Raw genomic sequence first — 13977 nt, 5'->3', positions numbered from 1 at the left:
GCAAGAAATGGACGATGCCAATCCGGGATTGGAAGGCGGCGCTAAACCGGTTTTCTATCCAGTTTGATGACAGGATGCCGCAGCAGTAATGGAATCCCGTTTACACAAAATTCTGGACACCCTCCAAGTGTCTGCTTCTGGCCGAATTTGCGCCGATTACTTATCGTAAACACTTGGACAGCGAACGACTGTTCCTGTAATTCATAACGGTCATTCTATCCCCATGAGCCAATAAAAAGCCACGGCAACAACATAGCTGCACGTGGCTTGTGTGACTTGAGCCCTGTTCAAGCAGAGTGCAATTCTTCTCTGATGATGCGTCGTACAACATCCTCGGTAATTGGAGTGCTGTTTGTGGCAACCTGCTTGAGTGCCTCATTGATCAAGGTCTGATAACCCCGACCCTCGGTCTCAGCACGAAATCGGAACGTTTCAAGAATACTATCGTCAAGAAACATCGTTACTCGTGTCTTGCCTTTTGCCGCTGCAGATTGAAGTTTTGCCAAATGTGGAACATCTTTGGCACGTTTGGCCTTTGTGAAGTCGTATTCAGCTTTCATATTGCCTCCGTTCATTTTTTGTTGCCATTCGCGCTGAAATCAGTCTAATCAATTCCCCGCGTAGCGTGTAACACACTGTCAAAAGGTGCCCTGTTGTCGACATCCCAACCAACAGGAATCTTGCCTCATCTGTGGCATCCTCATCTTCCTGCACCAGCGCCATCGGATCCAATAGCGCTGTTGCAGCATCATCAAAAGACACGCCATGTTTTTTCAGATTTGAGGCGGCTTTCTTTTGGTCAAATTCAATGCTCATGATTGATTATACATATAATGTGCATACATTATCAATGCCCTCCATTTTCTATGTTGCTGGATACATCGTTGTATGGAATTGCAGCAACGCCCCGCTTGAACCGAAGATATCCAAGAAGCTCAAACCTCAGTCTGCTCAGCCATCTCCAAGGCATCATCCACCTCGATGCCCAGATAGCGCACAGTGCTCTCTATCTTGGAATGTCCGAGAAGCAACTGAACCGCCCTCAGGTTCTTCGTTCGCTTATAGATGAGTGTCGGCTTGGTTCGTCTCATGGTGTGTGTACCGTAACAGGTGGTGTCCAGTCCGATATGCTCAACCCATCCATGCACGATCCTCGCGTACTGCCTTGTAGATAGATGAGGTGAATCGCTGATGCGACTTTGGAACAGAAAATCATCCAACCGTAGCTTCTCCGAAGCAATCCACTTGCCAACAGAATCTTTAGTTTGATCGGTAATCTCAAATTGGACCGGTCGTTGTGTCTTCTGTTGCATCACGGTGGCACGTGATGCGATGTGTTCTCCGTGGGATATGTCCCGTACCTTCAGTTTGACGAGATCACAAGCACGTAGCTTGCTGTCGATGGCTAGGTTGAAAAGTGCAGGCTGTTCGAACGGGCACCCGTTATCTGTTGCCGCAATACAGCGTGAGCTGGCCGACGTTCCCGACCGCCGCCCATATATGGTTGCTGCTGTTTGGGATGTTGCCGTTCTTCTTCTTTGGTTTCTGATGACCACCTTCCCGTGCTGGATGGCAGGAAACGAGATCCCGTCGCAGCGCTACGTGCCGACCTTCGACCTGCGCCACCGCATGCCGCTGCCGCAGGACGTGCTCATCTCCCAGGTCTGAAACGGCGGTTTGTTACGGAACTGTAATAAACAATTCACGGGCGCGAAATATTCACTCCGCAATATGGCTGCATCATATATCTAGACATCTACCCGTCATGAGCTTGTACGCCATCGAGCGCGACACCGGAATCACCCTGTATGCACAGATCGCCGAAGTGCTCGAGCGCGAATACGTGCGTCAGGGCTCGCCCGGCGACCGACTGCCCGCGGAAGGTGAGCTGGCGGCACGTTTCGGTGTGAACCGTCACACCCTGCGCCGTGCCGTGGACGAACTGATCTTCGAAGGACTGCTGGAACGCCAGCACGGCGTAGGCATCTTCATCACCGACCGGCTGCTGGACTACAAGCTGGGCAGCGGTACGCGCTTCACCCAGACACTGGGCGAGATCGGTATCGCCACCGACTCGCGCGTGGTGCGCAAGATGGTCGCCCCGGCTTCCGCCGGTGTGGCGCGCAATCTGAACATCGCCGCCGACGAAGAAGTGCTGTGGATAGAGACATTGCGCATCGCCGACGGCATGCCCTTTTGCGTGATCTCGCACTTCCTGCCGCTGCATCCCTACCGCGAACTGCTGGAGGACTATCAAACCGGTTCGCTGCATGCGGTGCTGAACCACCATTGCGGTGCGTTGCGCCGCACCGAGAGTCTGGTCACCGCCGTGCTGCCGCAAGGAGATGATGCCAAGTTGCTCGGCATCACCCAGCACCGGCCCGTGCTGCGGGTCAAGAGTCTGAACGTGCTCGAAAGCGATGCATCGCCGGTTGAGTACGCCATTACACGGTTCCGGGCCGACCGGATCCAACTGTGCATCACCCCTTGAGCTGTTCCCACCCTACCGTTGAAACCAAACAGGAGTTCCAGACATGCAATGCAATAAATTCATCCTCTCCGCACTGATCGGCGCTTCGCTGATCGGTACAGCCGGTGTTGCCAACGCACGCGATCTGGTGATGGGCCTGATCCCCGCAGAGAACAACGAAGAGATGATCAAGACCTTCGAGCCGATGCGCGCCTACATGGAAAAGAAGCTGCACCGGAAAGTGAAGCTGTATACCGCCACCGACTACGCGGGCGTGGTGGAGGCCATGCGCAAGAAGCGTGTCGACATCGCCTGGTTCGGTCCGCTGTCCTACTACCTGGCCGAGATGGAAGCCGGTGCCGAGGCGTTTGCCGTCGGCATGCGCGAAGGCAGCGATTCTCCCACCTATAAGAGCTTGATCATCGCCCCGTGCGACAGCGGCATCAAGAGCATCACCGATCTGAAAGGCAAGAGCGTCGCCTTCGTGAACCCGGCCTCCACTTCCGGCGGCCTGATGCCGACCTACATGGTGAAGCATGCCACCGGCCTGATGCCGGAGCAGTTCTTCGGCAAGTTCACCTACTCCGGTTCGCACGACGCGGCCGAGCTGGCTGTGAAGAACAAGACCGTCGATGCCGCTGCCGACAACGACATCACCTACACCAAGATGCTGGAGAAGGGTCTGATCACCAAGGAAAGCAACTGCATCGTCGCCGAGTCCACCCCGCTGCCGGGTTCCCCGCTGGTATATCGCGGCGATCTGGACAAGAAACTGAAGGCAGAGATCAAGGACGTGATCCTGAACGCGCACAAGGACATCCCGGTCACCGGCTACGGCAAGATCAGCCACTACGTTTCCGTGACACCGGCCGACTACCAGTCCATCCGCGACATGGTTAAAGAGCTGGGCATCAAGAAAGAGCAACTGAAGTAATCGCAACACGGCGGTCGGCTGCATGGGCAGTCGGCCGTTTTTTCATCACCGGAGGTTATATGAGCAAGATCATCATCAAGGACGTCGCAAAGCGCTACGCCAACGGATTCGAAGCGCTGAAAGGCGTGAGTGCCGAGATTCCTGCGGGGTCGTTCACCGTCATCCTCGGCCCGTCCGGCGCGGGGAAATCCACTCTGCTCAGAACAATCAACGGTCTGGAGACGCCGACCTCGGGCTCGGTACAGATCGCTGAACAACAGGTGTCACAGACGACGTTGCGCGAAGTCCGCTCGCATGTCGGTATGGTGTTCCAGCATTTCAACCTAGTCGACCGGCTGTCGGTCATGACCAATGTACTCACCGGCAGACTGTCGCACCGCTCCTGGTTGGGCAGTCTGCTGTATCTGTTTCAGCGTAGCGACATGGATATCGCGCACGATGCGCTGATCCGTGTCGGTCTCACCGACAAGGCATGGAACCGCGCGGACCGTCTGTCTGGCGGCCAGCAACAGCGCGTTGGCATCGCCCGCGCACTGGCACAACAACCGCGCGTCATTCTTGCCGACGAACCGGTCGCCAGCCTGGACCCGGTGACCAGCGAAGAGATCATGGGTCTGCTGCGCGAGATCTGCACACGCGACGGCATCACCGTCGTGGTCAACCTGCACCAGGTCGAACTGGCCAAACGTTTCGCCGACCGCGTGATCGGTCTGAACGGCGGCGTCCTAGTCTATGACGGCGCAGCCAGCGGTCTGGACCGCGCCACCCTCGCACGCATCTATAACCGCAACGGAGACCAAGTCGATGAGCAGCTCGAGACTATGCTGGCCTACGCCTAACGGCCTGCCAGCATTCGGCCTCTCCGCCGTGCTGGTGGTGTGTGTGACGCTGCTGCTGATCAGCGCATCGGCGGTCGAGTTCGACCTCGTGCGTTTGATCACAGCCGTGCCGCGCATCATCGATTTCTGCAGCAATCTGATGGTGATGCCGGACATGGAATATCTGCCCACGTTGGGCATGAACATGTTGCAGACCATCGAGATGACTTTCCTCGCCACCAGCATCGCGCTGGTCATCAGCTTGCCGTTGGGCGTGATGGCTGCTGCCAATGCCAGCCCGCATCCGGCCGTGTTCCATGCCACGCGCAATCTGCTCACGCTGATGCGTGCGTTGCCCGAGCTGGTGTGGGCGCTGGTGTTCGTGTCGGCGGTGGGTCTTGGCCCTTTGCCCGGCGTGATGGCACTGTCTTTCGTCACAGTCGGTTTCATGGGCAAGTTCTTCGCCGAGAGCATCGAAGTGGTGGATGCGCGCCAGATCGAAGGCGTGGCCGCGCACGGTGCAAGTTGGTTGCAACTGCGCACCTTCGGCATCTTCCCGCAGGTGTTCCCTGACTTCGTCGGCACTGTCATGTACATCCTCGATCACAACCTGCGCGCCGCCGCCATCCTCGGTCTGGTCGGTGCGGGCGGCATCGGTTACGACCTGGTGATGGCGATGCGCATGTTCGACTACAACCGTCTGTTGCCCATCGCGCTGTCCATCTATGTGGTGGTCACCGTGCTGGATCGCCTGTCCGACAAATTCCGCAGGAGATTGATCTGATGTCCAACATCGCAGCAATACGTCCTCCATTGCCCAAGAAGCCGTTCAACCCGACGCCGGTATGGCTGTCGGGCTGGTTGGCACTGCTGTGGGTGATCATCTATGACTTGGAGCTGTCATTCGAAACGCTGGCCTACGGTGCACAAGACATCGTCGAATACTTCAGCCGCTACAGCACGCCGGATTTTTCAGACTTGTCTAGATATCTAGAGCTGCTGATGCAAACGCTGGCCACCGCGCTGTGGGGCAGTGCGCTGGCCGTTGTCGTGGCGGTGCTGTTGTCGCCCTTGGCATCACGCAATCTGACACCGAATGCCACTGTCTACCGTATCGCCCGCGAAACATTGAACTTCATGCGCGCCATGCCCGACCTGTTGCTGGCGCTGATCTTCGTCGCGTCTCTGGGGCTGGGGCCACTGCCCGGTGCACTGGCGCTCGGCATCCACACCGCGGGCTTCCTCGGCAAGTTCTTCTCCGAAAGTCTGGAGCGCGTCGACGCCGGCATCTACGAAGCTGTCTCCGCCACCGGCGCATCGCGTTTGCAGTTGGTGATGTATTCCGGTTGGCCGTCCATCCTGCGCGAGGCGCTGGGCTACACCTTGTACATCTTCGACCGCAACGTGCGTATGGCGGCCGTGCTCGGATTGGTCGGCGCTGGAGGCATCGGACTCGCCTTGCACGACACCCTGCGCATGTTCAATTACGACGAATCAGCCGCGCTGATCATCGTCATTCTCATCACGATTCTGATCATCGACTACCTGTCCACCTGGCTAAGAGGAAAACTGAATTGATGCCTATCGCAAGAAAAGAATGGGCGGCCGCCTTGTGCGCGCTGCCTGCCAGTGAAGTGAAACATCTGGCGAACGTGTTGTCGGGTGAATTGGAAGTGCGCGATGTCGCCTTGCCGCACGCCGGTCTGGGTCTGCTCAACCTGCGCGACGGTGCGTTCGAAGAATCGTATTTCATCGGCGAGATCCCGGTGGCGCGCGCCGAAGTGACCGTACGTAGCGCGGCGGGTGATGAAGAGCGAGGCGGTGCGCTGATCGTGGATGACCGTGCGCAGCTCGCGCGTTCCATCGCCATCCTCGATGCGGTGATGGCCGGCAAGTTACCGGGCAGCGTACCGGCCATGACGTTGGTGCAGCGCGGCATGGAAGTGCGCCAGCAGAAGAACAAGGAACGCAAAAAACAACTGGCCGCGACCCGCGTGGATTTCGCGCTGCTGGAACAAGAGGACGATGAAAATGACGCATGACATGACGCTGCAAGACCTGGATATCTGGCACCCGGCACGACAGCAGCAACTGTTCCGCAGCCTGCTGGATGCGTTCAGTTTTCCCGGCCGCATCCAGACCAGCCCGCTGAGTACTGAACCTTGGCTGGCATTGCTGAGCGTGCTGGTGGACGGGCAGACCACACTCTCCGATCCGCAGGACATGGTGGACGAATTCATCTGGCCAAAACTGGAAGCGCTGCGCGTGCCATCGGAGCTGGCCGCATTCGTCTTGCTGGACGGTAGCCGTGCACCTGAGTTAGTGCCCAGCCTCGGCACACTGGAAGAGCCGGAAGGCGGCGCAACCCTGTTGCTGCGCGTCGCGTCTTTGCATGACGACGCGTCCGGTGCACTGCGCATGCGACTGAGCGGCCCCGGCATCCGTGAAGCGGTCAGCATCAGCGTGGACGGATTGCATCAAGACTGGATAGCCGCACGCAACGACTGGGTGAGCAGCTTCCCGCTCGGCGTGGAGCTGGTGCTGTGCAATGCAAAACATTTCGTCGCGCTGCCGCGCACCACGAAGATCGAACTGGGAGGTGCAGCATGAGTTACGTCGCGATCAAGGGCGGCAAGGCCGCCATCGATGGTGCAGCAGCAAACACCGATTACCTGCGCTGCAAAGGCTCGCTGCAAGAGCCGCTGACACTGGCGATGATAGAAGAGCAGCTGCGCTTGCTCACTTCGCGCGTAGTGTCGGAAGGCGGTCTGTACCACCCGCGTTTGGCTGCGCTCGCACTCAAACAATTCCAGGGCGACACACTGGAAGCGGCATTCGCCTTGCGCGCCTATCGCTCCACCAAACCGCGTCTGCTCGAGACGCCGGTGCAGGACACGGCGAACATGCGCTGCATCCGTCGCATTTCGTCCGCGTTCAAAGAAGTACCGGGCGGCCAGTATCTGGGCGCGACGTATGACTATGCATTGCGTCTGCTACAGCTTGATCTCGCCAACGAAGACCCGGAGGCGTTCAAAGCGGTCGCGCAAAGTTTCCTGCAAGACACGCTGGATAGCGAAGTGCCAGACAACTTTCCAAAGGTGATCGACGCACTGCGCGCCGAAGGTCTGCTGCCGCCGGTCGCACCGAGTCGTGCTGCTGCCTTCGACATCACGCGCGACCCGCTGGTTTTCCCGGTGCCGCGCTCTGCTGCACTGGCCACCATGGCGCGCGCCGAGACGGGCGGGCTGCTGGCGATGGCGTATTCCAACATGCGCGGTTACGGCGACGTACACCCCACGGTGGCGGAACTGCGTGTCGGCTATCTGCCGGTGATGTTGCCGCATCCGGTGACGGGCGAGCTGATGGAGGCGGGCGAAGTGCTGGTCACCGAATGTGAAGTGGTGGCGATGTACGAAGGCAGCAGCGGCGACGAGCTGCCCACCTTCACGCTCGGTTACGGCGCGTGCTTCGGTCACAACGAAGTGAAGGCGATCAGCATGGCGATTCTGGACCGTGCATTGCAAAAAGGCATGCAAGACGGCCCCACCAATCCTTCCGAGGATCCGGAGTTCGTGTTGTTGCATGTGGACGGTGTGGACTCGATGGGCTTCGCCTCGCACTACAAGATGCCGCACTACGTGACCTTCCAGTCCGACATGGACAGGTTGCGCACCACGCAACAGAAGATGAAAGAGCAAGACACGGAGGAGACAGCATGAACGCTCATTACGAATTGCCGCTGGAAGACGCGGGCTATTCCTTCGGCTTCCTCGACGAGTACGCCAAAAAAGAAGTGCGCCGCTGTATTTTGAAAGCGATCTCCATCCCTGGCTATCAGACACCTTATGCCTCGCGCGAGATGCCGATGGGGCGCGGTTTCGGAACCGGCGGTCTGCAACTCACGCTGTCGCTGATCGGCGAAGACGATACTTTGAAAGTGATCGACCAGGGTTCGGACGATTCTGTGAACGCGGTGAACCTGCGCCAGTTCGTGCAGCTCACCTGTCCCGGTGTCGAAGTCACCGAGAAGACGCAGGAAGCCACGCTGATCCAGTCGCGTCACCGCATCCCCGAGAAGATGCTCACCGAGCAACAGATACTGGTGCTGCAAGTGCCGTATCCCGATGCGCTGGTGGTGGTCGAGCCTTCCGAGGCGCGACGCAAAGTCATGCACGGTGAAGCGGACTACTCGCGCCTGCTGGTCAAGTTGTATGAGGACGTGGTGCGTTTCGACGAGATCACCATTTCGCACCGCTACCCCACCCGCATCAACGGCCACTACGTGATCGACCCGTCGCCCATCCCGCGCTGGGACGTGCCGCGTCTGCATCTGTCGCCCGCGCTGGTGCTGCTCGGCGCCGGTCGCGAGAAGAAGATCTACGCCGTGCCGCCGTACACCGTGGCCGAGCCGCTGGTGTTCGACGACATCGCCTTCCGCGTGGAAGATTTCCGCGACGCGAACGGTATGCGCATCGCCTGCCGCTGTTGTGGCTCGACCGTGAGTTTCCTCGACGAACTCATCGACGACGCAGGCAACGTCACCCACCAGTGTTCCGACTCGGCGTATTGCGAAGAACAACAGGAAACCATCAGCGCGAGGAAGCCAGCATGAGCAACAAAATATTGTCCGTGCGCGGTTTGTCGCGCATCCACGGTGAACCCTGTCCGCTGTGCATCAGCAGCACCGGGCCGGAACACGACACCAACATCTGTCCGCATTGCGGCTGCGTGGTCGCCGCGCACGATGTGAACTTCGACCTGTATCGCGGCGAGATACTCGGCATCATCGGCGAATCCGGCAGCGGCAAGTCGAGCACGGTGAAGATGCTGTATTTCGATGACATGCCGACTGCGGGCAGTGCCACCTTCCATGACGGCGAGGCGCAGCACGACATGTTCGCCCTCAATGCCGCGCAGCAACGCAGCATGCGCAACAAGCGATTCGGCATGGTGTATCAGAACCCGCATCTTGGCCTGAACTTCCAGATATCGGCGGGCGGCAACATCGCCGAGCGTCTGCTGATGAGCGACCTGAAGCACTACGGCGAGATACGCACCCGTGCCGGTGACCTGCTGGCGCGCACCGAAGTGGCCCGCGCACGCATGGACAAGAATCCCAAGACCTTCTCCGGCGGCATGCAGCAGCGCGTGCAGATCGCAAAGGCATTGGCCACGCAACCGCCGTTGTTGTATCTGGACGAAGTCACCACCGGCCTCGACCTGTCGGTGCAGGCCGCCATCCTCGACCTGATCCTGGAGATCCAACACGAGCTGGGCACCGCGATGATCGTGGTCACCCACGACCTAGGTGTAATCCGCTTATTGGCGGGCCGTACGCTGGTGATGAAGCATGGCCGCGTCATCGAGTCCGGCCTCACCGACCAGATCCTTGAAGACCCGCAGCACGCTTACACCCAGCGTCTGGTGGCTTCCGCATTGTGAGATGACTATGAACCCTATCCTGACTATCGAGAACTATGCCAAGACTTTCCGTCTGCACGAGCGCAACAAGCTCATCCCGTCCGCTTCGCATGTGAACTTGAGTGTGTACCCCGGCAAGCTCACCGCGTTGATCGGCCCGACCGGTGCGGGTAAATCTTCCGTGCTGAAAGGTGTGTATCGCACCTATCTGCCCAGCGCCGGACGCATGCTGTTCCGCACTGCATCAGGTGAAGTCGTTGACCTAGCCCAAGCAGACGAGCACCGCATGTTGGAACTGCGCAAGAGCGAAATCGGTTTCGTCACCCAGTTCCTGCACTGTCTGCCGCGCAAGTCCGCGTTGGATGTAGTGGCCGAGCCTTTGTTCGCACGTGGTGTGCCGACCGAAGAAGCACGCGGCCGCGCCGCTGACCTGCTGGCACAACTGGCCGTTCCCGCTCATCTGTGGAACGTGCCGCCCGCCACATTCTCCGGCGGCGAGAAGCAGCGTGTGAATCTGGCGCGCGGTCTGATCGCACAACCGCGCCTGTTGTTGCTGGACGAGCCGACCGCCAGTCTCGATCCCGCCACCACCGAGCGCGTGGTCGCACATATCGAATCGCTGAAGGATACCGGCATCGCCATGCTCGCCATCTTCCATCACCCCGACCTGGTGAAGCGTCTGGCCGACGATGTCATCGAATTGTCACCCCCCCTGTCACTATCGTAGAACCCGAAGAGGAAATCGCATGAACACCCATTTTTACCTGACCGGCGCGCAAGTCGTGCTGGAGAACGAAACGCTGAAAGACGCCGCAGTGCTGATCGCGGACGGCAACATCGTTGCCATCGATCCGGCCAGCAGTGAAGGTGCGCAAGAGATCGACCTGCGCGGACAGACATTGATGCCGGGCATGATCGACCTGCACTGCGACGCCTTGGAAAAAGAAGCCGAGCCGCGTCCCGGTGTGCACTTCCCGTTCGACTTTGCCTGCGCGCAAGCCGACAAGCGCAACGCCGCCGCCGGTATCACCACCATCTATCACGCGCTGTCCTTCGCCAATGCCGAACTGGGCGTGCGTAACAACGCCACCGCCGCAGAGCTGGCGCGCGCGGTGCATGCCTGGCAGCAACATGCGCTGGTGGATAACCGCGTGCATGCCCGTTACGAGATTACCGATCCGACCGCACCCGGAGTGTTGAACGATCTGCTGAGCAACGACGAGATCCACCTGCTGTCGTTCATGGACCACACGCCGGGACAGGGACAGTTCAAGAGCATCGATGCCTATCGCAGTTTCCAGTCGCGCACCTACAAAAAGGACGAAGCCGAGTTTGAAGCCTTGCTCGCCGAGAAGTTGGCGCAGGGAGAAGGTGCAGTGGGCCGCATGGAACAACTGGCGCAACACGCACGCGAACTCGGAATCCCGCTCGCCAGCCACGACGACGACCGTCCCGAGAAAGTCGATGTGGTGAAGGGCCTAGGCGTGAGCGTGTCCGAATTCCCGATCAATCTGGAAACTGCCATCGCCGCACGCGCCGCCGGTCTCTCAACTTTGTTCGGTGCGCCGAACGTGGTGCGCGGCAAGTCGCAATCCGGTTCCATGCGTGCGCTGGACGCGGTGCGCGAAGGTGTGGCCGATTGCCTGTGCGGTGACTATTCGCCTGCGGCGTTGTTGCCCGCCGTGCTGCAACTGCCGGAACTGGCAGGCATCAAGTTGCATCAGGCGGTAGCGCTGGTCACTTGCAATCCCGCGCGGGCCGTCGGCCTGAACGACAGAGGTTCGATCGCAGTCGGCAAACGCGCCGACCTGCTGGCCGTGCGTTATCTGGGCGGTCTGCCGCAAGTGTCGCGCGTGTGGTCGGCAGGCCTGCCGGTGCTGACGCTTGCTTTCGATCACGGGGCCTGAGATGAGCGGCGTCCTGCTCTATGTCATCGGCGCATCCGGCAGCGGAAAGGACAGCCTGATGCAGCATGCGCGCTTCCAGCTGGCGCAGGATGCCAACGTGGTGTTCGCGCATCGCTACATCACACGTCCCTCCGACGCGGGCGGCGAGAACCATGTGGCGCTGAGCGAGGATGAGTTCGAATCGCGTGTGGTGAAGAAATTGTTTCCGCTGCATTGGCACAGTCACGGTCTGCGCTATGGCATCGGCTGCGAACTGAATCACTGGTTGGCGAAAGGGCTTACTGTCGTGCTCAACGGTTCACGCGGCTATCTGCAGGAAGCCTCGCGTCGTTATCCGGAACTGGTGCCTGTGTTGATCGAAGTATCGCCTGCTGTATTGCGTGAACGTTTGCAGGCACGCGGTCGCGAGAGCGATGACGAGATCGAGTCGCGCTTGCAGCGCGCGGGCGAGTTCGCCTCACTGCAACACTGCAAACTGCAGCGCTTCCGCAACGACGCGCCGCTGGCGAGTACCGGCCCCGAGTTCGTTGAACTCATCCGCAGTCACGAACGGGTGATGTCATGAGGCTGACTTTCCTTGGCACCGGCGCGGCCGGTGGTGTGCCGCTGTGGGGCTGCGATTGTGCGGTGTGCACTTTGGCGCGGGTGGATATCACCGCGCGCCGCCAGCCGAACTGCGCGCTGCTTGAAGCGGGTGGCACGCGGCTGCTGATCGATGCGGGCGTGATGGATATGGCCGAGCGGTTTCCGCCGGGCGCACTGGACGCGGTGCTGGTCACGCATTTCCATGCCGACCATGTGCAGGGCTTGTTCCATCTGCGCTGGGGCAAGGGTGAACTGCAGGTGTATTCGCCGCATGACAGTGAAGGCTGCGCCGATCTGTACAAATATCCCGGTCCCTTGCAGTTCACGCAACTCTCCAAGTTCGAGCAGATCGCGCTGGGCGATGTGCGCATCACGGCGGTGCCGCTGGTGCATTCCAAGCCCACGCTGGGATATTGCATCGAGCATGACGGCGCGCGGCTGGCCTATCTTTCCGATTGCCGCGAACTGCCGCCCGGGACGCTAGCATTCCTGCAACGCTGGCAACCGCACACCATCTGTCTGGATTGCACCTTCCCGCCGGGGGCGGACCAGCCGCGCAACCATTTCGATTTGCTGGAAGCGGTCGCGCTGGCGCAATTCTTCCCTGACAGCGAGATGGTGCTGATGCACATCGGACACAAGCTGGATGCATGGTTGCTGGACAGGCCGGACGCATTGCCGGAAGGAATGATGCTGGCGCGTGATGCCGAGACAGTGGTCTGCATCCCTACCTCATGACGCCACTGTTGGCCGTCGGCCTGTCGGTGCTGCTGCATGTGTCGTGGAATCTGCTGACACGCCGCACGCACAGCGATGCCAATTTCCTGTGGTGGATCGTCGGCCTGCATGTGCTGATCTTCGCGCCGTTCGCTCTGCCGGGTTTCTTGCACGCGGCGCAGGAAGCGCCGGTGCTGTACTTGTGTGCCGCGATCAGCGGCATCGCCAACGGACTGTACTTCCTCGGACTGCGCGCCGCCTATCACTTGGCACCTGCCAGCGCGGTCTATCCCATGGTGCGCAGTTCGCCCTTGCTGATCGCGGTGATCGAGACACTGTTCTTCGCGCGCGATTTCCCGTTGTGGTCATGGGCCGCCATCCTCGTCGCGGCTGGCGGCCTGTGGCTGATCGCCACCAGTTCGCACGACGGTGTGCGCCGCCTGAGCAAGGCATGGCCATATGCGCTGTTCGCCGCCTCGATGACGGTGGTGTACAGCCTCAGCGACAAAGTGGCTGCCGAGCATCTTGAGGGTTTGCATGTTGCGCTGGGCTATGTGTGCGTGAACTACGCCATCGGCTGGCTGTTCCTGTGCGGCGAGCAGAAGTACCGCACAAAGCACTGGGTCCCGGCGATTACGCCGTCTAAACGCGCGCTGCTGATCGGCACGCTGGGTGTGGGCACCGCCTACGCGCTGGTGATCTATGCCATGCGCTGGCTGCCCGCCGCCTATGCGGTGACGCTGACCAACGCGGGCATCGTGCTCACCGTGCTTCTCGGCATTATTTGGCTGAAAGAATATGAAAGATGGTATCAACGACTCGTTGGGGCAAGTCTGGTTGTATTCGGGGTCATTTTAGTGAGCTCAATGGCTGGTTGAATTTCAGCTTGGAAAACTGATGGGCAGGTATGGGGCGAGAGTATGCAGTCTCGATTCGAGAAAGCTGACGTTCACAATGAATTCCAGTCCTATGGCCGGAGCTAATCCCATAACGGACATCGAGCTAACAAGCTTCCACCGACAGCAAAGGCCGATTATGCACAGTTCTCGATTATGTGAAGTGAAGGTTGGAATCTGCACCAATCGCTGATTTTCGGTGACTCTCGCAAATTCAGACCTTCACATA

General features: G+C 59.5%; 18 protein-coding genes. 15 read left to right on the top strand and 3 right to left on the bottom strand.

The features are described 5' to 3' along the window. Positions 1-287 precede the first annotated feature (287 nt). From ACYCZ5_RS13595 to ACYCZ5_RS13585, 3 genes are all read right to left on the bottom strand, one after another. Entirely contained in the window at positions 288-560 is a 273-nt protein-coding gene (locus ACYCZ5_RS13595) for a BrnA antitoxin family protein (protein WP_461545341.1), read from the bottom strand. Next, on the bottom strand, positions 550-816 hold the full coding sequence (locus tag ACYCZ5_RS13590) for a BrnT family toxin (protein ID WP_461545340.1): 267 nt from the start codon (positions 814-816) through the stop codon (positions 550-552). Before ACYCZ5_RS13590 ends, ACYCZ5_RS13595 begins: the two co-directional genes overlap by 11 nt. 119 nt (positions 817-935) lie before the next feature. Continuing rightward, a complete protein-coding gene (locus tag ACYCZ5_RS13585; protein WP_461545339.1) occupies positions 936-1556 on the bottom strand; it encodes a tyrosine-type recombinase/integrase in 621 nt (206 codons plus the stop codon). 209 nt (positions 1557-1765) lie between these two features. Between ACYCZ5_RS13585 and phnF the strand changes: the two genes are divergently transcribed. From phnF to ACYCZ5_RS13510, 15 genes are read left to right on the top strand one after another with little or no spacing between them, the layout of a single operon-like run. Beyond that, entirely contained in the window at positions 1766-2491 is a 726-nt protein-coding gene (phnF, locus tag ACYCZ5_RS13580; RefSeq protein WP_461545338.1) for a phosphonate metabolism transcriptional regulator PhnF, read from the top strand. Positions 2492-2534: 43 nt separating this feature from the next. Then, positions 2535-3404 (top strand): phosphonate ABC transporter substrate-binding protein, encoded by an 870-nt coding sequence (gene phnD / locus ACYCZ5_RS13575; protein ID WP_461545337.1) that lies wholly within the window; start codon positions 2535-2537, stop codon positions 3402-3404. Between the two features lie 59 nt (positions 3405-3463). Beyond that, entirely contained in the window at positions 3464-4243 is a 780-nt protein-coding gene (gene phnC / locus ACYCZ5_RS13570) for a phosphonate ABC transporter ATP-binding protein (RefSeq protein ID WP_461545336.1), read from the top strand. Further along, the gene (phnE, locus tag ACYCZ5_RS13565; RefSeq protein WP_461545335.1) at positions 4209-5006 is read left to right on the top strand and encodes a phosphonate ABC transporter, permease protein PhnE; all 798 of its coding nucleotides are present in this window, start codon (positions 4209-4211) and stop codon (positions 5004-5006) included. The genes phnC and phnE (ACYCZ5_RS13565) overlap by 35 nt, the downstream gene beginning before the upstream one ends. Next, the gene (phnE, locus tag ACYCZ5_RS13560) at positions 5006-5800 is read left to right on the top strand and encodes a phosphonate ABC transporter, permease protein PhnE (protein ID WP_461545334.1); all 795 of its coding nucleotides are present in this window, start codon (positions 5006-5008) and stop codon (positions 5798-5800) included. The genes phnE (ACYCZ5_RS13565) and phnE (ACYCZ5_RS13560) overlap by 1 nt, the downstream gene beginning before the upstream one ends. Continuing rightward, a complete protein-coding gene (gene phnG, locus ACYCZ5_RS13555) occupies positions 5800-6264 on the top strand; it encodes a phosphonate C-P lyase system protein PhnG (protein ID WP_461545333.1) in 465 nt (154 codons plus the stop codon). The genes phnE (ACYCZ5_RS13560) and phnG overlap by 1 nt, the downstream gene beginning before the upstream one ends. Further along, on the top strand, positions 6254-6832 hold the full coding sequence (gene phnH / locus ACYCZ5_RS13550) for a phosphonate C-P lyase system protein PhnH (RefSeq protein WP_461545332.1): 579 nt from the start codon (positions 6254-6256) through the stop codon (positions 6830-6832). Before phnG ends, phnH begins: the two co-directional genes overlap by 11 nt. Then, complete coding sequence (locus ACYCZ5_RS13545) at positions 6829-7941, top strand: carbon-phosphorus lyase complex subunit PhnI (RefSeq protein WP_461545331.1); 1113 nt, start codon at positions 6829-6831, stop codon at positions 7939-7941. Before phnH ends, ACYCZ5_RS13545 begins: the two co-directional genes overlap by 4 nt. Continuing rightward, positions 7938-8834 carry an alpha-D-ribose 1-methylphosphonate 5-phosphate C-P-lyase PhnJ gene (locus ACYCZ5_RS13540; protein ID WP_461545330.1) on the top strand — a complete coding sequence of 299 codons (897 nt, stop codon included), beginning with the start codon at positions 7938-7940 and terminating at the stop codon, positions 8832-8834. Before ACYCZ5_RS13545 ends, ACYCZ5_RS13540 begins: the two co-directional genes overlap by 4 nt. Continuing rightward, positions 8831-9664, top strand: a complete 834-nt coding sequence (locus tag ACYCZ5_RS13535) for an ATP-binding cassette domain-containing protein (protein WP_461545329.1) — start codon at positions 8831-8833, stop codon at positions 9662-9664. The genes ACYCZ5_RS13540 and ACYCZ5_RS13535 overlap by 4 nt, the downstream gene beginning before the upstream one ends. A gap of 7 nt (positions 9665-9671) precedes the next feature. After that, positions 9672-10370 carry a phosphonate C-P lyase system protein PhnL gene (gene phnL / locus ACYCZ5_RS13530; RefSeq protein ID WP_461545328.1) on the top strand — a complete coding sequence of 233 codons (699 nt, stop codon included), beginning with the start codon at positions 9672-9674 and terminating at the stop codon, positions 10368-10370. A gap of 19 nt (positions 10371-10389) precedes the next feature. Beyond that, the gene (locus ACYCZ5_RS13525) at positions 10390-11550 is read left to right on the top strand and encodes an alpha-D-ribose 1-methylphosphonate 5-triphosphate diphosphatase (RefSeq protein WP_461545327.1); all 1161 of its coding nucleotides are present in this window, start codon (positions 10390-10392) and stop codon (positions 11548-11550) included. 1 nt (position 11551) lies between these two features. Next, positions 11552-12115: a phosphonate metabolism protein/1,5-bisphosphokinase (PRPP-forming) PhnN gene (gene phnN, locus ACYCZ5_RS13520; RefSeq protein ID WP_461545326.1), complete on the top strand. Its 564-nt coding sequence runs from the start codon at positions 11552-11554 to the stop codon at positions 12113-12115. Then, positions 12112-12873, top strand: coding sequence for a phosphonate metabolism protein PhnP (gene phnP, locus ACYCZ5_RS13515; RefSeq protein ID WP_461545325.1), 762 nt, complete (start codon positions 12112-12114; stop codon positions 12871-12873). The genes phnN and phnP overlap by 4 nt, the downstream gene beginning before the upstream one ends. Further along, positions 12870-13730: an EamA family transporter gene (locus ACYCZ5_RS13510; RefSeq protein ID WP_461545324.1), complete on the top strand. Its 861-nt coding sequence runs from the start codon at positions 12870-12872 to the stop codon at positions 13728-13730. The genes phnP and ACYCZ5_RS13510 overlap by 4 nt, the downstream gene beginning before the upstream one ends. Positions 13731-13977: the final 247 nt, after the last annotated feature.

The sequence above is a fragment of the Sideroxydans sp. genome, from assembly GCF_054604835.1.
This window is presented reverse-complemented; position numbering and strand designations above follow the sequence as displayed.

Bases quoted from the DNA above. Each gene is read 5' to 3' on its own strand.
- phnD (WP_461545337.1), top strand. From the start codon at position 2,535: ATGCAATGCAATAAATTCATCCTCTCCGCACTGATCGGCGCTTCGCTG.
- ACYCZ5_RS13545 (WP_461545331.1), top strand. From the start codon at position 6,829: ATGAGTTACGTCGCGATCAAGGGCGGCAAGGCCGCCATCGATGGTGCA.
- ACYCZ5_RS13525 (WP_461545327.1), top strand. From the start codon at position 10,390: ATGAACACCCATTTTTACCTGACCGGCGCGCAAGTCGTGCTGGAGAAC.
- ACYCZ5_RS13595 (WP_461545341.1), bottom strand. From the start codon at position 560: ATGAAAGCTGAATACGACTTCACAAAGGCCAAACGTGCCAAAGATGTT.
- phnN (WP_461545326.1), top strand. From the start codon at position 11,552: ATGAGCGGCGTCCTGCTCTATGTCATCGGCGCATCCGGCAGCGGAAAG.
- phnG (WP_461545333.1), top strand. From the start codon at position 5,800: ATGCCTATCGCAAGAAAAGAATGGGCGGCCGCCTTGTGCGCGCTGCCT.
- ACYCZ5_RS13540 (WP_461545330.1), top strand. From the start codon at position 7,938: ATGAACGCTCATTACGAATTGCCGCTGGAAGACGCGGGCTATTCCTTC.
- ACYCZ5_RS13590 (WP_461545340.1), bottom strand. From the start codon at position 816: ATGAGCATTGAATTTGACCAAAAGAAAGCCGCCTCAAATCTGAAAAAA.
- phnH (WP_461545332.1), top strand. From the start codon at position 6,254: ATGACGCATGACATGACGCTGCAAGACCTGGATATCTGGCACCCGGCA.
- phnE (WP_461545335.1), top strand. From the start codon at position 4,209: ATGAGCAGCTCGAGACTATGCTGGCCTACGCCTAACGGCCTGCCAGCA.
- phnF (WP_461545338.1), top strand. From the start codon at position 1,766: ATGAGCTTGTACGCCATCGAGCGCGACACCGGAATCACCCTGTATGCA.
- phnC (WP_461545336.1), top strand. From the start codon at position 3,464: ATGAGCAAGATCATCATCAAGGACGTCGCAAAGCGCTACGCCAACGGA.
- phnP (WP_461545325.1), top strand. From the start codon at position 12,112: ATGAGGCTGACTTTCCTTGGCACCGGCGCGGCCGGTGGTGTGCCGCTG.
- ACYCZ5_RS13535 (WP_461545329.1), top strand. From the start codon at position 8,831: ATGAGCAACAAAATATTGTCCGTGCGCGGTTTGTCGCGCATCCACGGT.
- phnE (WP_461545334.1), top strand. From the start codon at position 5,006: ATGTCCAACATCGCAGCAATACGTCCTCCATTGCCCAAGAAGCCGTTC.
- phnL (WP_461545328.1), top strand. From the start codon at position 9,672: ATGAACCCTATCCTGACTATCGAGAACTATGCCAAGACTTTCCGTCTG.
- ACYCZ5_RS13510 (WP_461545324.1), top strand. From the start codon at position 12,870: ATGACGCCACTGTTGGCCGTCGGCCTGTCGGTGCTGCTGCATGTGTCG.